We start from the raw sequence: 15,448 nt of genomic DNA, 5'->3' as shown, positions 1-15,448 counted from the left end.
CTCTACATGGACAGGGTGGGGATGCTTGCCATTATTGGGAGAAACGCGCGCGGTCGATGCCCTGAAAAGAGGGCGAAAACCGCGCCATATCCTTCGTTGCGCCGCGCTCAGGCGAAGGTGTCGACGAGCCCGCGGCCGCTGCGGGCGGGTGTCGCAAGACCTGCCGCGAGATCGACGCCGTCGTCCGCGCCCCGCGCGAATCCTGCCGCCGCGCGATGCCCCTGGCTGTCGGACGGGTGGCTCTGCTGCTGCGGCGTTTCGGCGCTCACCGTGGCCTGCCCGAGCTGGATCCCGGCTTCGCTCATCATCTCGCGCAAGCGCGGGAAGGCCGATTCGAGCGCCTGTCGCACTTCAGGCTGCGCCGCGAAGAAGTTCGCCGTGGCCTGGTCGTTGGAGACGTTGACGACGATCTGCAACGGACCGAGGTTCGGCGGGTTGAGCGTGAGCGACGCCGTCTGCTGGTTGCCCGACGCCATCCACACCAGTTTTTCGCCGAGCGCCTGACCCCAGGCGGCCGTGCCTACGCTCGGCGCGAGGTGCTTGCCACCGGCCTCGTGCACGGCGGTCGCCTCCGCGGGCGGTGCGGCCACGGCGCGCAGGCCCGGCTGGCTCATGAGTTCCGCGACGCGCTCGCTCGCGCCCGCCGGGTCACCCTGGCGTGCGACGGCCAGGCGCTCGGCGAACGTCGCTGCGGCTTCGGACCCGGCGGCCTCCGCAACATCGGGGGCTGCGGCCGGCAGGCTCGCGGCGTCCTTCCTGGCACCGGCGGCGGCGCCCCGACCCAGTAGGTCGATCGGCTTGCCATCGGCAGAAGCGGTGCGCGCTGCGGTGCCGGGCGTCTCGACCGCGACCGGCGCGGTCCGGGCGAGCGCATCGGGCGTGATCGCGAGGCCGAGCAGGGTGTCGGTCAGCGGCACGAGCGTGTCGGCGGCGGCGTCCGGTTTGGCGGTGGGGAGCGCCCGATCGGCCTCGGCGCCCAGGCCGGCGGCGAGCGCAGCGCCGGCGAGGTCCGCAGCGGGCGATGCGGAGGCGGGAGTCTCCTCGGCGCCGCCCCGCGCCGTGCGCGCGATTTCTCCCGACAGTACGCGGCTGAACGGCACCTCGGCGGCGTGCGCGTCGCCCTGCTTGGCGCCCGGCGCCTGGCCTTGCACGGCGTTGCCGGGGTTGAGGTTCATGGGGGTCGCGTTCATCGCTGCTTCCTGTTCGGGTTCACGTGGGGGTTCGCTTGACGAGCGCGCGGCGCGCCGCATGCTCGTCGTTCTGCTTCTGGTCGCGCCACAGTTCGCGGCGCGTCTCTTCCTTCTTCGCGCGGCCGGCCAGCGTGACGAAGGACATCTTCTTCTGTTCACAGGCCTGCCAGGCGGTGCGTGCGGCCGCGATCTGCGCCTGGACGGCGTCGACGACCTTCTGCTGCCCTGAGATGGCGTAATCGAGCTTCTGCATGAAGACCTGGTAGTTGTGAAGCTGGGTCGTGCTGAGGCCGCCGGCGAGGTCGGCCTGACAGCGCATGCTGTAGTCGTCGCGGTACTGCGTCAGCAAGGCGAGTTTCTCGCTTGCCTCTTCGCCCGCGCGCAGCGCGGCGGCGAGCCGTTTGGCTGCCTCGTCGGTTTCCTTGATGGCGAGGTCGATCAGCGTATCGAGTGCGGAGGGTGCGGCCATTCAGCGATGTGTTCCGGTTCAGGTGGACGGGAAGAGGGTGGACAACGCGGCCAGGCTCTCCTCGACGCCCGCGCGTTCGGGGATGTTCTGCTGGAGGAAGGCCTCGATGCCCTCCTGCAGGCGGATCGCCTCGTCGAGCAGCGGATCGGTCCCGGGGGCATAGGCGCCGACGTTGATCAGGTCGCGGCTGCGCGCGTAACGCGAATAGAGCTTCTTCAGGCGGCGCGCCATCTGCTGGTGCGCCGCGCTCGTGATGCCGTGCATCGCGCGGCTGATCGATTGCTCGATGTCGATCGCCGGGTAGTGGCCGCTTTCGGCGAGGTCGCGCGACAGCACGATATGGCCGTCGAGGATCGCGCGCGCCGAGTCGGCGATCGGGTCCTGCTGGTCGTCGCCCTCGGTGAGCACGGTGTAAAAGGCAGTGATCGACCCGCCGCCCGGCTTGCCGTTGCCGGCGCGTTCGACCAGCGCCGGCAGCTTGGCGAAAACCGACGGCGGATAGCCCTTTGTCGCCGGCGGCTCGCCGATCGCGAGCGCGATTTCGCGCTGCGCCATGGCATATCTCGTCAGCGAATCCATGATCAGCAAGACGTTCTTGCCCTCGTCGCGGAAATGCTCGGCGATCGCCGTGGCGTAGGCCGCCCCTTGCAGACGCATGAGCGGCGGCGTGTCGGCCGGGGCGGCGACGACGACCGCGCGGGCCAGGCCTTCTTCGCCGAGGATTTGCTCGATGAATTCCTTTACTTCGCGGCCGCGTTCGCCGATCAGGCCGACGACGATCACGTCGGCGCTGGTGTAGCGCGCCATCATGCCGAGTAGCACGCTCTTGCCGACGCCCGAGCCGGCGAAGAGGCCCATGCGCTGGCCGCGACCGATCGTCAGCATGCTGTTGATCGCGCGCACGCCGACGTCGAGGATCTCGCTGATCGGGGCGCGCGAGAGCGGGTTCGCCGCGCGGTTGTTGAGCGGTGCTGTCGCCGAGGTATGGACCGAGCCGAGGCCATCGAGTGGGCGCCCGTTGCTGTCGAGCACGCGGCCCAGCAGGACCTCGCCCACGGGCAGGTGGCGCGTGCGATCGCTCGGGCGTCGCCGGGGATGATTGACCTGGCCCAAGCCAGGCAAAGTGGGGATGACTTCGACCGGAAACACCCGGGCGCCCGGGACGATGCCCTCGACGTCGCTCTGCGGCATCAGGAACAAGCGCTCGCCTTCGAACCCGACGACCTCGGCTTCGAGGTGCGAGCCGTTGGGCAGCGGCACGGTACAGGCGCTGCCGACCGGAAGCTTCAAGCCCACCGCCTCCATCACGAGTCCCGCGACGCGCGTAATCCGCCCGGACAGCCGCATCGGCTCGGCGATCGCGAGCAGTTCGGTGCAGTCTTGCAGGTAGGCTTGCCAGCGGGCGGCGTGCACGTGGGTGTTCATCTTTCGTCGGTCAGGCGAGCCAGCCCGAATCCTTGCCGAGCGCCGCAGCGAGGCGATGCCAGCGCGTGGACAATGCGGCGTCGATCTGGTTGTTGGCGGTTTCGACGCGGCAGCTGCCGCGCTCGAGTTCGGCGTCGTCCGTGAGCAGCCAGCCCAGCTTGTCGAGATGGTCGCCCATCTTGTCCCGGACCAGGACCGTGTCCGCTGGATGAAGGTAGAGCAACGCCGCCTTCTGAACGCCCGGCAGGTAGCGCACCGCTTCCTTGACGATCGGGAGGATCAGCTCGGGCTGCACCGTGAGCGCGGTTTTCAGGATCGCGCGCGCGAAGTCGAGCGAAAGATCGAGTACCTGCTGCGAGATCGTTTCGTCGGCGCGGGCGAGCTCGCCGGCAAAGGCCTCGGCGATGCCGCCGAGCCGCGTCGCTTCCAGCGCCGCTTCCTGCATGCCGGCCGCGTAGCCTTCGGCACGCCCGGCCTGGTAGCCTTCCTGGCGCGCCTGTTCCTGGATTGCGCTGATCTGCTCGATCGTCGGCAAGCTGACGTCCGGGTAGTCGGTGGGCTTCACGGCGTGGGGCGTGCTCTCGAAGCTCGCCATCTCCCAGGGCGTGCAGGCAACATCGGAGATGATGCAGCTAGACATACTTCTCCTCCCCCTTCATGCCGAGCGAAATCTGACCTTCGTCGGCGAGGCGACGCACGATCATCAGGATTTCCTTCTGCTGCGCCTCGACCTCGGACAAGCGTACCGGGCCTTTGGATTCGAGGTCTTCGCGCATCATTTCGGCGGCGCGCTGCGACATGTTCTTGAAGATCTTTTCGCGCATGTCCTCCGACGCACCCTTGAGCGCGATGATCAGAGAATCCGACTGGACTTCGCGCAGCAGCAGCTGAACGCCACGATCCTCGATGTCCATGATGTTTTCGAACACGAACATCTCGTCCATGATCTTCTGCGCCATGTCGGGGTCGTAGCTTTTCAGGTACTCCATCGCGATTGCCTCGTTTTCGCCGCTCATGAAGTTGAGGATGTCGGCGGCCGCGCGCGTACCCCCCATCGGCTGTTTCTTGAGAATGTCGCTGCCCGAGAGCAGTTTGGTCAGCACGTCGTTGAGTTCGCGCAGCGCGGTGGGCTGTACCCCGGAGAGGGTCGCGATGCGCAGGAGCACGTCGTTGCGCAGGCGCTCGGTGAAGCAGTTCAGCACCTCGCAGGCCTGGTCGCGCTCGAGGTGGACGAGAATCGTCGCGATCGTCTGGGGATGTTCGTTGTGAATAAGGTCGGCGACCGATTCCGCGTCCATCCACTTCAGGCTTTCGATGCCGCTGGCGTCGCCGCCGCCGCCGAGGATGCGATTGAGCAGCGACGACGCCTTGTCGTCGCCGAGCGCCTTCCTGAGTACCGTGCGGATGTAGTCGTTGGAGTCGAGCCCGAGAGAAGAATTCTGGTCGACGACGACATTGAAGTGGTGCAGCACCGTCTCGACCTCTTCCTGCGGGATGGTCTTCAACGCCGTCATGGCCTCGCCGAGTTTCTGTACCTCGCGCGGGCCGAGATATTTCATCACTTCCGACGCGCCTTCCTCGCCGAGCGCGAGCATCAGGATTGCGCCCTTGGTAATGCCGCTGAGCTCAGTCATTGTTGGCGACCCAGGTCTTCACGATGTTGGCGACGACGCGCGGGTCCTCGTTGGCGAGCCTCTGCGCGCGCGACAGGTTCTCCTGGTAGTTGCGCTGGCCGGGAAGGGCGGCGCGCTCGTCGGTCGCGAGTTGCTCCAGGTGCAGGGGGTGGTTGGGCGCGGCCAACGCCTGCTGCTCGGACATCTTCTTCAGCAGGGGCTTGGCCACTTTCAGGTAGAGCAGGAGCAGCGCGATGCCCATCAGCAGGTACTTGCCCACGTTGCGTGCGATGTCGAAGTATTCGGCGTACTCCGGCTGCTTCCAGAACGGCGGTTGGGGGAGGTCTTCCTCCTGGGCGCTGGCAAAGGGGCTGTTGACGACGTTGACGGTGTCGCCGCGCGCCTGGTTGTAGCCCATCGCTTCCTTGACCAGATTCGTGATCTGGGTTTTCTCGGCTTCGCTCAAGGGCTTCATGGCGACCTTGCCGGCCTTGTCGACGGTCTTCTTGTAGTTGACGACGACCCCGACCGACAGCCGCTTGAGGCCGCCGCCCGCCTGCTGGACGTACTGGATCGTCTTGTCGACTTCGTAATTGACCGTCGCGTCCTTGCGCGTGCTCGTCGCAGGCTGCGCCGCCGCCGCCGCGGGTGCCGGCGTCGCCTGGCCGGGCACTGTGATCGGTGCGGTCGCGGGCGCAGGCGGCTGATTGATCAGCGCGCCGGGTACGCCGGCGGGGTTCGCCGAGCCATTGAGCGATTCGCTCGTCTGCTGGCTGCGGATCGCCATCGCGTCGGGGGTCTGGTTCGGCTTGTACGATTCGACGGCCTGCTCGCTGCGCGAAAAATCGACGTCCGCGGTCGCTTCGGCGCGCACGTTGCCGGGGCCGACGATCGGCGTGATGATCGATTCGATGCGCTGGACGACGTCCTGCTGCAGCTCTTGCACGTATTTGATCTGGCTCGGATCCATGCCGTTGACGCGCGGGGCCTTGCCGGCGTCGGACAGCAGATTGCCGTTCTGGTCGACGACGGTGACGTTCTTGGTCGCGAGTTCGGGCACGCTGCTCGCAACCAGGTGAACGATCGCGCTGACCTGCTGCGGATCGAGGGCGCGGCCGGGGTGAAGATTGAGCAGTACGGAGGCGGTCGGCTGTTTCTGCTCGGAAACGAAAATCGAGTCCTTGGGCAGGGCGAGGTGCACGCGCGCGGCCTGCACGGCCGAGACCGATTCGATCGATCGTGCGAGTTCGCCTTCCATCGCGCGCTGGAAATTGACCTGTTCGACGAATTGCGAGGCGCCGAGCCGTTGGTTCTCCATCAGCTCGAACCCGACGTTGCCGCCCTTGGGCAGGCCTTGCGAGGCGAGCTTCAGACGCGCGTCGTGCACGCGGTCGGCCGGCACCAGCACCGCGCCGCCGCCTTCGGCGTATTTGTAGGGGACGTTCATTTTTTCCAGCTCGGCGACGATCGCGCCGCCGTCGCGGTCGCTGAAGTTGGAGAACAGCACGCGATACTCGGGCTGCTGGCCCCACATCCAGACCGCAGCCATCACCGCGACCGACGCGGCGACGCCGAGCATCAACAGGATTTTTCGCCCGCCGGCCGTGCGGGTAAATTCCATGACGTTGCCCGGAACCACCATTTCACCTGCTACCGCCATCTCGTTGTCCTCGTGTTCTTGTCCTGCGTTCCCCGCGGCGTGCGTTTTCCGGTTTGCTGCCCGTCGCGTCGCCTGCCAGGAATTTCGCTATGTGAACGCATTATCGGCACGGCCCGCACTTTCAATCAGCGGAATAGAAGGCCGTTTTCGGCGCTTATCGGCCTTATGCCTTGATCGGGCGCTGATAAGGTGAGAGCGTGAAAAAACCGCCGATGCAGGCGGCAGGATGAACAAGGAGGTCAGGATGAGCATCGGCGGAATCGACACGAGCCGAATCGAGGCGATGGTGGCGCAGCTCAGGGCGGCGGCGGCCCAGGCGACGCCTGGGGCGGGAGCGGCCTCGCCGGTCGAACAGACGACCAGCCGCGTGAGCTTCGAATCGCTGCTCAAATCCTCGCTCGACCAGGTCAACGAGGTTCAGCAGCAGTCGAGCGCGCTGGCGCAGCGTTTCGCCATGGGCGACAGCACGGTCAGCCTGTCCGACGCGATGATTTCGCTGCAGAAATCGAGCATCTCCTTTCAGCAGACGGTGCAGGTCCGCAACAAGCTCGTCGCGGCCTATCAGGAAATCATGAACATGGGCGTGTAAGCCGGCGTCCGCAAGCCACCCCTCGCAAAACCCCGCATGGCCGCGCTTTTGCGTCGCCAAGCCGGGATCGGTCGGCGGCGCGCCTTTCAGGGCGATCAGCGCGCGGGATTCAAGGCCTCGCGCAAGGCCTCGGCCAGATCCTCGGCGACGAACTTCGCCACGTAGGCGTCGGCGCCGACCTTGCGGACATGCGCTTCGTTGGTCGACCCCGTCAGCGACGAATGGATAACCACGGGGATCGAAGCGAAGCGGTTGTCCTGCTTGATGTTGCGGGTCAGTGTGAAGCCGTCCATCTCCGGCATTTCGAGGTCGGTCAGGACCAGCGCGACGCGGTCGCCCACGGTCTCGCCTTCGCCCTCCGCGGCTGCCGCGATCGCCTGCAGCTGGTCCCAGGCTTCCTTTCCTGTCTTGCACATGATGTAGGGCAGTCCCATTGCATCGAGCCCCTGCTCGATCATCGTCCGCGCGATCAGCGAATCGTCGGCAGCGAGAATCACCGTCCCCGGTTTCATGTCGACGTGCGCGCCGAGCGTTGCGGGATCGATGTCGTTGTCTTGCCCTGGCATGACGTTGCGCAGAATGGTCTCGACGTCGAGCACCTGCGCCAGGCGCTGGCTGTTGTCGCCGTCGAGGCGTGCGATGCTCGTGACCATGCCGCCAGCGGCGCTGCCCTCGGCCGACAGCACCTGGCGCCAGTCGAGACGCACGATGTCTTCGACCGCTTCGACGGCGAACGCCTGGGTGCTGCGCGCATATTCGGTCACGAGCAGAATGTTGAGGCCGGTGCGCGGAACGCAGCCTGCGACCGCGGGAAGATCGATCACCGGCAGGATCTGGCCGCGCAGGTCGACCACACCCATCATGTGCGGCGGCGAACCGGCGACCGCCGTGATCGTCGGCATCGGCAGGATTTCGCGGATCTTGAACACATTGATGCCGAACAACTCGCTGCGGTCGCCGTCGTCGCCGAGCCGAAAGAGCAGTAGCTCGAGTTTATTGGAACTCGTGAGGTTGGTTCTCTCGTCTATCTCTTGCTGGATCGTTTGCATGACCGGCTCCTTGAGTGTTTTTACGGGTGGCGCGGAATTACAGGCGGTTGCGCCGTGCGCGCTCGATATTCATGACGAAGCGCTGCAGGTGCGCGGCCATATCGTTGGGCAGGTCGACGAATTTGCAGCCCAGGCGGGTCTGGAAGCTGCCGTTCTGCAGGCGGATTTGCGCCGAGTTGCGGATCTCCAGGGTGGTGACGACCACGTCGGTTTCGGGGAGCAGCAGCCGGCACCCGCGGAGCAGCCGACCGCTTTCGGTGCCGAGGCGGGCGCCGATGTCGGTCAGCGCGACGCCGCCGCAGCCGATGTCGACGAGGTGCGTCGTGATCTGTTCTTTGCTTTCTTCCCAGGGCGAGGGAACGATGCACTTGACCGGGTTGGCGATTGGCAGCGGAACCCGGAAGTGTTCGCGTCGCTGTAGACGGATCAGCGAGGTCGGCACGGGAATTCGCAGCGCGGGGAGCTTTTCGTACTCGCACAGGCTCACCGCGCCGATGCTGAAGGAGATCGAGACGCCGTCGAGCTGGGCGACGAACTCGGCCCCCTTGCCGGACATCAGTTCGTTGTTCAGCGCGTCGCCGCGGGCGCTGTCGAGAACCACCGTATTGTCGGCTTCGTTCACGGCGAGCACCGAGGTGACGATGATCTGCCGGCTCTCGCTCAGGTCGAGATTCACGAGAACCTTGCGCTTCTGGAGCGCACGCAGTTGAAAAAGGATTTCGGCGCGTGAATGCAGGGTATAACGCGCGAGGAAGTCGTCGCCGTCGCAGTGGCCGAGATCGTGTTGCGGGGGGGAAGAAGACATTGTGCTCAAGTGGGAGGATGCGATAGGCGTCGGTCGCCGGTTTCTTCCAGATGATAGAGCCACGCCAGCAATTCCGCGACGGCGATGTACAGTTGCGGCGGGATGTGGCTGTCGAGGTCGATCTGCATCAAAAGCGCCAGCAGTTCGCGAGACTCGTGGACGTACACGCCCGACGCGCGGGCTTTTTCGATGATGCTGTCAGCCAGGATGCCGCGGCCCTTGGCGACGACGCGCGGCGCCGCGTCCCCGCCGCGGTAGGCGAGGGCGGCGCACGCGCGGGGAGTAGGCCGGGACTGTAGAGCCGCTGTCCCAAGGGATGCCCCTTCGGATAACGCGCCGACATCCCCGCTCGCGGCCGGCTGCGTGTCAGGCGTCGGCATCGTGTTGCACCACAAAAGCTTGAAGCGCACAGCCGGCCGCGGACATCTGGGAAAGCAGGCGCGCCTGGTTATCCTGAAGCAGCGTTTCGACCGCGGGCCGCTCCGGCGTGATCCGGATGCTGAACGCCTGCCGGGCGTCCCGGGCGTCGAGCGTGATGTGCACGGTCAGTTTGCCGAGGCGGGGCAGCGTCAGATCGAGTCGCGATTCCCAGCGCCGCGTCGAATCATCGACGCGCGGGGTGCCGGTATTACCGTGCTTGGAGTCGGGGTCGCTTTCCTGACGCAGCGACCAGGACAGCGACTGCCCCGGCCACAGCTCGCCGCGCCACGCGAACTGCGGCGATTCCAACACCTGCAACTGCTGTGACAGCAAGGCGAGCATGGGACTGAGCGGTTTCTGCTCGCCGTTCGCGCCAGGTTCGGACAACGCCGCCTGTGGACTCGCGGCGCGCGCCGTTTCGGCGGTAGTTGAGCGGTGCTGGGGCTCCTGTTGGGCGGCAGCGGGGCGGTTTTGCGGCTCCTGCATCAGCCCATCGACGCTGTCGAGACCGACCGCCCAGTCGGCGAGATGCGATTCGTAAAACAGGCCGCTGCGGACGAGCGCCGTACGCAGCGCGAGCGCCATCTCGGCGGGCGCTGCACCCGGCCACTCGAACAGGGGCAGGGGCGGCGTCAGCGTGGGCGGCGCGTTGCGCTCGGGCAGGCGTTGCACGAGGTCGCTCAGCAGGCGCGCCGTCGGGCTCAGTTGCGGCGTGTCGCCGGCTGCTGCGGTTTCGGGCGCTTCGAGCAGGAAAACCGCCTGTGGCATGTGTCCGGCGAATCGCAGGCGCAGCGTGTCGCCTGACTGCGCGGTATGGGGCAGGCGCATGGCGACGGTCTGGCCGGCAATTTCGACCAGCGCGACCCCCTTCGCGAGGCTTTTGACCTGGCCGGTCAGGCTCTGCCCGATCGTCAGGTGCTCGAACGCCGCCCGTGGCGCACCGTGATCGCGCTCGATCGCGTCCAGCACAGGCTGGGCGGCCACAACGCGGGACAGCGCTTGCGCCGGATACATGGGGTGCGGGCGTCAGGCCCGCTGCGCTCCGTAGGCGGCCATGCCGCGCTGTCCCACACGTGTCGCCTGCAGGCGCTGTTGCAGCTCGTGCAGCCGTGGCTCGGTGAGCGCGCGGATCTGCGCGTCGTTCTGCAGGATGGCACGGATGATCGCGACCTTGGCCCGTTGCTCCTGAGCGTTCAGCGGGATCGGCGCCGCCTCCATCAAGGTGCCGACGTAACTGCGACAGCGCTGCTCGAGCGTGGCCAGATGCTCCCACTCGCCCTCGCGCGCGGCATTCAACATCGTTCCGGTGAGCTCGGAGAGGGTTTCGTAGGTGCTGAGCATTTCGTTGCTGGTCATGGCAAGTCTCCGGTTCAGGCAGCGATGTGCGGCATGGCGGGGCGGGACCCACCGGCTGCCGAGGCAGCGGCGGGTGCTTGCGCGCCGATCTGGCGCCAGGCTTCGTGCAGTTCGCGTAGCAGGCCCAGTACTTCTTCCAGCGGTGCAGTCTGGTTGTTGATGTTCGCCAGCATCAGACGCTGGTTCATATATTCGTACAGGCTGTCGAGTTGCTGTGCGATCTCGCCGCCCTGCTTGAGGTCGAGCGAAGCACGCAGGCCATCGACGAGGATGTGGCTCGCCTTGCTCAAGGCAGCGCATTTCTTGGCGATATCACCTTCGTTGAGATGCTTGATCGCCATCCGGATCGACAACTCGGCACCCTCGTAGAGCATGACGATCAGTTGGTGAGGGCTGGCCACGCTCACGCCGGTTTCCAAGCCTACGTTGACGTAGGCGCGCGCGGCACTTCTGGGGTTCGTGTACACGTCTTGATTCCTCGCTATGATTTCTGGTTGCCGGGCAGGTTGGCCAGTTGCTGGGTCAGGTAATTGCTGGTGTTGTTCATGCTGGCGAGCATGGAGTCGAGTGCGACGAACTGCGCGCGATAGCGCTTTTCCATGTTGACCAGACGCGCTTCGAATTCGGAGCGCCGCTTGGCCACATCCTTGATGCTTCTGTCGATGCCGTCCGTTCGCGCGGAAATGATGCTGTCGCTGTCCAGGACCGCGCTTGCCCAGCTGTTGAGCGTCGCGGCATAGCCTTGGGAGTAGTGCAGCCTGCCGCGGCTGCCGAGCGTCCCCCCGTTCACCACGATCGCCAGGCCCGTGGCCTCGCCGCTGCTCGCGGTCAAGACTTGGCCGGAGCCGCTGGCCGTCACGCCGGCAATCGTGCCCGCCACGTCGACCCCATCGCTAGGTGCGTCGCCGTCTAGACCCAGCGACACCTCGGCGGTTCCGCCACTGATGAGCACCGTCGAACCCGAACCGTACTTTACGGACGTAATAGTGAGTTTCCCGGCGCTTTCCGAAACCGCGACGGACACACCCGCCCCGGACAAGGCGGCTGCGCCATTGATCTTGGTTTGCAGTTCGGCCGCCAGTGCACCCGCCGTCGTGTAGGTGCCGGGTGAAAGTTCGACTGAGGCGCCGACGCCGTCGATACTGAGGTTGAGCGTGTCGTTGCTGCCGGCCGCAATGACGAGCGGGACGGAGATCGTCTTGCCGACGGTTTTGCCTTGGGTCGCAACCTGCGTGACGTCGAGTGCGTAGCTGCCTGCCTTGGTGCTGCGGGTGCCGCTGCTGAAGCTCACCAGGCTGTCGGTGCTGCTGCCGACCGTGGTGAACAGTGATGCGATCTCGTCGAAGTGATCGGCTATCGCCGTGCTGAGCTTGCCCTGGTCCACTCCCAGGGTACCGTCCTTCTGGAAGGTGATCCCGATACTGGCCAAGGTCTTCAGGTCGCCGGGCGCACCCTCGACCGGTGCACCGATCATCGCCCGCAGTTGCGTTTGCAGCGACCGAACCGTGGCGTCGCCTTGCAGGATCGCCCCCTTCTTGGCGGCGGCATCGTAGGCCGAAACGTTTTTCAGCGTCCCCGACAGCTCGTTGTAGGCTTTGACGAAGCTGTTGATCGAAGCCTTGATCGAGTTCGTGTCGCGTGCGACCGTCAGGCTTGCAGGCGAGCTGGTCACCTTGTTCAGGTTCAGCGTCACGCCCTCGACCGCGTCGGAGATCGTATTCGAGGTCTTGGTGACGGTGACGCCGTTGATCTTGAGATTGGCGTTCTGCGCGGCCGCTGTTTCAGTGAGATTCTGCACGCCGCCCGGGTCGTGTGCGAGCAAACTGTCGATCGCGGCGTCGCCGCTCACCGAAATCTTGAGGCTCTGGTCGACGCCGTTGTGGTCCGCCGCCAGCGCGAGGCGGTATGGCGAACCGCTGCCGTCGTTGACGATGGTGGCGGCGACGCCTATTTTCGCGGCGTTGATCGCGTCGCGTATGCCCAGCAGCGAATTGTTGCTGCTGTCGATGGTAATGCTCTTGGTCCCGTCGCCGTTCGAAACAAAACTCGCACCGCTATAGACCCCGTTGGCCAACGTGCCGCCACTGATGGTGCCAAAATCGAAGGTGACCGTGGTCGCCGTTCCCCCACCGATCGCAGCGCTGCTGCTGGCCTGCCCGGCCGCAACGAGCTTCTGTGGCTGGGCGAGGGTGGCCACCTCGATGGAATAGGTGCCCGGCACCGCGGTGCTGGTGGCCGAGGCGGAAAAAACAGCGCTGTCCGAGGCGGTCGCCGTGACCGACTGGAACTTGCTCGGACTGTTCAGCGCCTGAAGCGCAGCCTGGAAGCTGCTGACGGCGCCCTTGACGCTGCCGTAGGCGGAGAGTCTGGCTTGGTAGCCAGCTTCCCTGGCTGCGAGCTTGGTCAGCGGGCGGCGTTCCACCGCCATCAGCTGACTGACGATGCTGCTGATATCAAGAACCGAACTTGTGGTTGCCATGGTCGCTTTCCTCAGGCCTTCTGCTTGATCAGCAATCCCTGCTGGAAGCTGTCGATCGCTCTGGCGATCGACAAGGCTTCCTCGGTGGGGAATTGCCGAATTACGTCGCCGGTTTCCGAATCCACCAGCTTGACTACGGGATCGTGCGTTTCGCTGTCGACGATGAATTCGAGATTCTTGTTCGCCTGTTGAAGTGTCTTGTTAATGGCTTCCACCACGTTTTTCAGCTGCATGGCTGAGGGTTGCGCTTCGGCAGCCGGATCGGCCGCGGTGCGCTGAAGATTGGGTACTGCAGTCGGCGGTGCCTGGACATTTGAGGCGGAAACAACGGAAACAGGCCCGCCGTCTCCGGCGAGCCTGGCAGGCTGCAAAGCCTGATTTGTATTGTTGACGTTTTGGATGAGCATTTCGCTTCTCCTGTCTCAAAACCCCGGCCGGGTTACCCCGGCCGGGGTTGCCCTGCTTACCGCAACAGCGACAACACTTGGTTCGGCAGCTGATTCGCTTGAGCCAGCATTGCCGTGCCGGCCTGCTGCAGGATCTGGCCGCGCGTCAGGTTGGCGGTCTCGGCCGCGAAGTCCGCATCGACGATACGGCTGCGCGCTGCGCTGAGGTTTTCCGCAGTCGTCTGCAGGTTCGAGACGGTCGAAGCGAAGCGGTTCTGCACCGCGCCCAGCGTGGCACGCTGGCTCGTCACCTGGCTCAGTGCGCCGTCGAGGACCGCAAGCGCGGCGTTGGAGCCGGCCACCGTGCTGATGTCCACCGTGTTCAGCTTGGTCAGCGAGGCGGACACCGAACCGAGGCCGCCGTAGGCCACGTCGGCGCCAGCGACCGTGAAGCTTTCGGGTGAGCTGAGCGTCAGCGTGCCGCGCGTGGTCATGCCGCTGCCGTCAGCCGCCGCCGTGCCGCCGCTGGCTGCGCCCGGCGCGATGGCAGCGGCGTTGGTTGCGGTCTCGGCAATGGCTAGCGTTCCGGTACCGAGCTTGCTGGAGGTCACCACCAGACTGGTCGCTGTCGTTGCGCCGCCTTGGACGGCCGTACGGCCAGCCGCATATTCGGCATTGATCGCGGTCTTCAGATTGGCGATAGCTACCGTTTCCGCAGCGCCGGCGGCCAGTGTCACCGCAACGTTGCCTGCCGCAACCACGCCGTCGATCGTGAACTGGTAAGTCCTTTCACCGATCGTGATGGTGTCGCCGCCGCCGTTCGCGGTCGTGATGCCGCCCGCGGCGTTGGCGTTCGCAACGGCAAAGGTCAGGGTCGCGGTTTCGTTGCCGCTTGCGTTGCTGCCGGCCGATACGTCAAGGCCCGTGGCGTTCTGGATTGCTTGGGCACCGGCGGCGGTCGCAGGCGACGAAGTCAGCTCGATATTGCGACCGTCGGCCGTCGACAAGGTCAGTGCGCCGGTCGTCGCATCGGCAACCGCGCTGACACCGGTCTGGTTGGACACGGCGTTAATCGCGGTAGCGGCGTTGCGCCCCTGCGTCACTGCATTGGTGTCAGCGGCGATCGCGCCGACGGCGATCCCGTTGATCAGCAAGGCGCCGCTGGCGAGGCCCGAGCGGGCGGTGGGGCCCGATCCGGTGACGTTGCTGCTCGCAGTCGCGGTGACGCCGGTTTCGCCGGTTTTCGCGTTGATGGCAGTGGCCTTGGCGGTCGCGCTGTCCGCGGTCACGCCCGCCGCGCTGGTGCCTGCGGAAACGCCGATTTCGACGCCGTTGATGGTGAAGCCCGAGCCATCGAACGCAGCGCTGGTCACTGCGTTGCCGGTGGCCTGGTAGGCGCCGATCAAGTCAGTGGTCGCGCCGGAAACGGTCACGGAGATCGTCTGGTTCGCATTGGCGCCGACCTGGAACTGGGCGTTGCTGAAGGTACCGTCGAGCAGCTTCAGGCCGTTGAACTCTGTCGTGGTACCGACGCGCTGCACTTCCGCGAGCAGTTGCTGCACTTCCGCGTTGAGCGCCTTGCGGTCGGAGGCCGAGTTGGTCGAGTTGGCGGATTGGACGGCCAGTTCGCGGATACGCTGCAGGTTGGCGCCGGTCTCGGTCAGGGCACCTTCAGCTGTCTGTGCAAGCGAGATGCCGTCGTTGGCGTTACGGGCTGCCTGGTTCAGGCCGCGAATCTGGGTGGTAAAACGGTCGGAAATCGCCAGACCGGCCGCGTCGTCCTTGGCGCTGTTGATGCGCAGGCCGGAGGACAGGCGCTGCAGGGACGTAGCCAGCGATGCCTGGGAGCTATTGAGGTTGCGCTGCGCGTTGAGCGACGCGATGTTGGTATTGATCACTGCTGCCATAGTGTTTCTCCTTATGTGCCCCAACGGGGGTCTGAGTGAGTCGAAGTTCCGGCTGATGCCGTCAACGTTGGTCTGCCCGCTGGGGCTGTGTGAACCGCCG

At 65.7% G+C, this 15,448-nt stretch carries 16 protein-coding genes; 1 reads left to right on the top strand and 15 read right to left on the bottom strand.

Annotation, left to right across the window (positions count from 1 at the left end):
* Positions 1–107: 107 nt before the first annotated feature.
* Genes TBD_RS14995 through fliF form a run of 6 tightly spaced genes read right to left on the bottom strand, consistent with a single transcriptional unit; the run spans position 108 to position 6,357 of the window.
* Positions 108–1,190: a flagellar hook-length control protein FliK gene (locus tag TBD_RS14995; protein WP_011312117.1), complete on the bottom strand. Its 1,083-nt coding sequence runs from the start codon at positions 1,188–1,190 to the stop codon at positions 108–110.
* Between the two features lie 19 nt (positions 1,191–1,209).
* Positions 1,210–1,659: a flagellar export protein FliJ gene (gene fliJ / locus TBD_RS08020; RefSeq protein ID WP_011312116.1), complete on the bottom strand. Its 450-nt coding sequence runs from the start codon at positions 1,657–1,659 to the stop codon at positions 1,210–1,212.
* Positions 1,660–1,677: 18 nt separating this feature from the next.
* Positions 1,678–3,084: a flagellar protein export ATPase FliI gene (gene fliI, locus TBD_RS08015; protein WP_011312115.1), complete on the bottom strand. Its 1,407-nt coding sequence runs from the start codon at positions 3,082–3,084 to the stop codon at positions 1,678–1,680.
* 10 nt (positions 3,085–3,094) lie between these two features.
* Complete coding sequence (locus tag TBD_RS08010; protein ID WP_011312114.1) at positions 3,095–3,724, bottom strand: flagellar assembly protein FliH; 630 nt, start codon at positions 3,722–3,724, stop codon at positions 3,095–3,097.
* Positions 3,717–4,718 (bottom strand): flagellar motor switch protein FliG, encoded by a 1,002-nt coding sequence (gene fliG, locus TBD_RS08005; RefSeq protein ID WP_011312113.1) that lies wholly within the window; start codon positions 4,716–4,718, stop codon positions 3,717–3,719. The genes TBD_RS08010 and fliG overlap by 8 nt, the downstream gene beginning before the upstream one ends.
* Complete coding sequence (gene fliF / locus TBD_RS08000; RefSeq protein ID WP_011312112.1) at positions 4,711–6,357, bottom strand: flagellar basal-body MS-ring/collar protein FliF; 1,647 nt, start codon at positions 6,355–6,357, stop codon at positions 4,711–4,713. Before fliF ends, fliG begins: the two co-directional genes overlap by 8 nt.
* Before the next feature lie 244 nt (positions 6,358–6,601).
* Between fliF and fliE the strand changes: the two genes are divergently transcribed.
* Entirely contained in the window at positions 6,602–6,946 is a 345-nt protein-coding gene (fliE, locus tag TBD_RS07995; RefSeq protein ID WP_011312111.1) for a flagellar hook-basal body complex protein FliE, read from the top strand.
* A gap of 95 nt (positions 6,947–7,041) precedes the next feature.
* Here fliE and TBD_RS07990 read toward each other — a convergent pair whose 3' ends face one another.
* Genes TBD_RS07990 through TBD_RS15230 form a run of 9 tightly spaced genes read right to left on the bottom strand, consistent with a single transcriptional unit; the run spans position 7,042 to position 15,348 of the window.
* The gene (locus TBD_RS07990; RefSeq protein WP_011312110.1) at positions 7,042–7,995 is read right to left on the bottom strand and encodes a chemotaxis protein; all 954 of its coding nucleotides are present in this window, start codon (positions 7,993–7,995) and stop codon (positions 7,042–7,044) included.
* A 37-nt stretch (positions 7,996–8,032) separates the two neighbouring features.
* On the bottom strand, positions 8,033–8,800 hold the full coding sequence (locus tag TBD_RS07985; RefSeq protein ID WP_011312109.1) for a flagellar brake protein: 768 nt from the start codon (positions 8,798–8,800) through the stop codon (positions 8,033–8,035).
* A gap of 5 nt (positions 8,801–8,805) precedes the next feature.
* Positions 8,806–9,180 carry an EscU/YscU/HrcU family type III secretion system export apparatus switch protein gene (locus TBD_RS07980; RefSeq protein ID WP_011312108.1) on the bottom strand — a complete coding sequence of 125 codons (375 nt, stop codon included), beginning with the start codon at positions 9,178–9,180 and terminating at the stop codon, positions 8,806–8,808.
* Positions 9,167–10,234 (bottom strand): flagellar hook-length control protein FliK, encoded by a 1,068-nt coding sequence (locus TBD_RS07975; protein ID WP_011312107.1) that lies wholly within the window; start codon positions 10,232–10,234, stop codon positions 9,167–9,169. The genes TBD_RS07980 and TBD_RS07975 overlap by 14 nt, the downstream gene beginning before the upstream one ends.
* Before the next feature lie 12 nt (positions 10,235–10,246).
* Entirely contained in the window at positions 10,247–10,576 is a 330-nt protein-coding gene (locus TBD_RS07970; RefSeq protein ID WP_011312106.1) for a flagellar protein FliT, read from the bottom strand.
* Between the two features lie 14 nt (positions 10,577–10,590).
* Complete coding sequence (gene fliS, locus TBD_RS07965) at positions 10,591–11,043, bottom strand: flagellar export chaperone FliS (RefSeq protein ID WP_011312105.1); 453 nt, start codon at positions 11,041–11,043, stop codon at positions 10,591–10,593.
* Between the two features lie 14 nt (positions 11,044–11,057).
* Positions 11,058–13,055, bottom strand: coding sequence for a flagellar filament capping protein FliD (gene fliD, locus TBD_RS07960; RefSeq protein WP_011312104.1), 1,998 nt, complete (start codon positions 13,053–13,055; stop codon positions 11,058–11,060).
* Between the two features lie 11 nt (positions 13,056–13,066).
* Positions 13,067–13,462 (bottom strand): flagellar protein FlaG, encoded by a 396-nt coding sequence (locus tag TBD_RS14580; RefSeq protein ID WP_011312103.1) that lies wholly within the window; start codon positions 13,460–13,462, stop codon positions 13,067–13,069.
* Positions 13,463–13,518: 56 nt separating this feature from the next.
* Positions 13,519–15,348 carry a flagellin gene (locus TBD_RS15230; protein WP_011312102.1) on the bottom strand — a complete coding sequence of 610 codons (1,830 nt, stop codon included), beginning with the start codon at positions 15,346–15,348 and terminating at the stop codon, positions 13,519–13,521.
* Between the last annotated feature and the right edge of the window lie 100 nt (positions 15,349–15,448).

This window comes from Thiobacillus denitrificans ATCC 25259, assembly GCF_000012745.1.
GTDB lineage: Bacteria > Pseudomonadota > Gammaproteobacteria > Burkholderiales > Thiobacillaceae > Thiobacillus > Thiobacillus denitrificans_B.
Note: the sequence above shows the minus strand (reverse complement) of the source record. Positions and strands in the feature narration are given on the sequence as shown.

Bases quoted from the DNA above. Each gene is read 5' to 3' on its own strand.
- TBD_RS07980 (WP_011312108.1), bottom strand. From the start codon at position 9,180: ATGCCGACGCCTGACACGCAGCCGGCCGCGAGCGGGGATGTCGGCGCG.
- fliD (WP_011312104.1), bottom strand. From the start codon at position 13,055: ATGGCAACCACAAGTTCGGTTCTTGATATCAGCAGCATCGTCAGTCAG.
- TBD_RS08010 (WP_011312114.1), bottom strand. From the start codon at position 3,724: ATGTCTAGCTGCATCATCTCCGATGTTGCCTGCACGCCCTGGGAGATG.
- fliE (WP_011312111.1), top strand. From the start codon at position 6,602: ATGAGCATCGGCGGAATCGACACGAGCCGAATCGAGGCGATGGTGGCG.
- fliJ (WP_011312116.1), bottom strand. From the start codon at position 1,659: ATGGCCGCACCCTCCGCACTCGATACGCTGATCGACCTCGCCATCAAG.
- fliI (WP_011312115.1), bottom strand. From the start codon at position 3,084: ATGAACACCCACGTGCACGCCGCCCGCTGGCAAGCCTACCTGCAAGAC.
- fliG (WP_011312113.1), bottom strand. From the start codon at position 4,718: ATGACTGAGCTCAGCGGCATTACCAAGGGCGCAATCCTGATGCTCGCG.
- TBD_RS14580 (WP_011312103.1), bottom strand. From the start codon at position 13,462: ATGCTCATCCAAAACGTCAACAATACAAATCAGGCTTTGCAGCCTGCC.
- TBD_RS07985 (WP_011312109.1), bottom strand. From the start codon at position 8,800: ATGTCTTCTTCCCCCCCGCAACACGATCTCGGCCACTGCGACGGCGAC.
- TBD_RS07975 (WP_011312107.1), bottom strand. From the start codon at position 10,234: ATGTATCCGGCGCAAGCGCTGTCCCGCGTTGTGGCCGCCCAGCCTGTG.
- fliF (WP_011312112.1), bottom strand. From the start codon at position 6,357: ATGGCGGTAGCAGGTGAAATGGTGGTTCCGGGCAACGTCATGGAATTT.
- TBD_RS07990 (WP_011312110.1), bottom strand. From the start codon at position 7,995: ATGCAAACGATCCAGCAAGAGATAGACGAGAGAACCAACCTCACGAGT.
- TBD_RS15230 (WP_011312102.1), bottom strand. From the start codon at position 15,348: ATGGCAGCAGTGATCAATACCAACATCGCGTCGCTCAACGCGCAGCGC.
- TBD_RS07970 (WP_011312106.1), bottom strand. From the start codon at position 10,576: ATGACCAGCAACGAAATGCTCAGCACCTACGAAACCCTCTCCGAGCTC.
- TBD_RS14995 (WP_011312117.1), bottom strand. From the start codon at position 1,190: ATGAACGCGACCCCCATGAACCTCAACCCCGGCAACGCCGTGCAAGGC.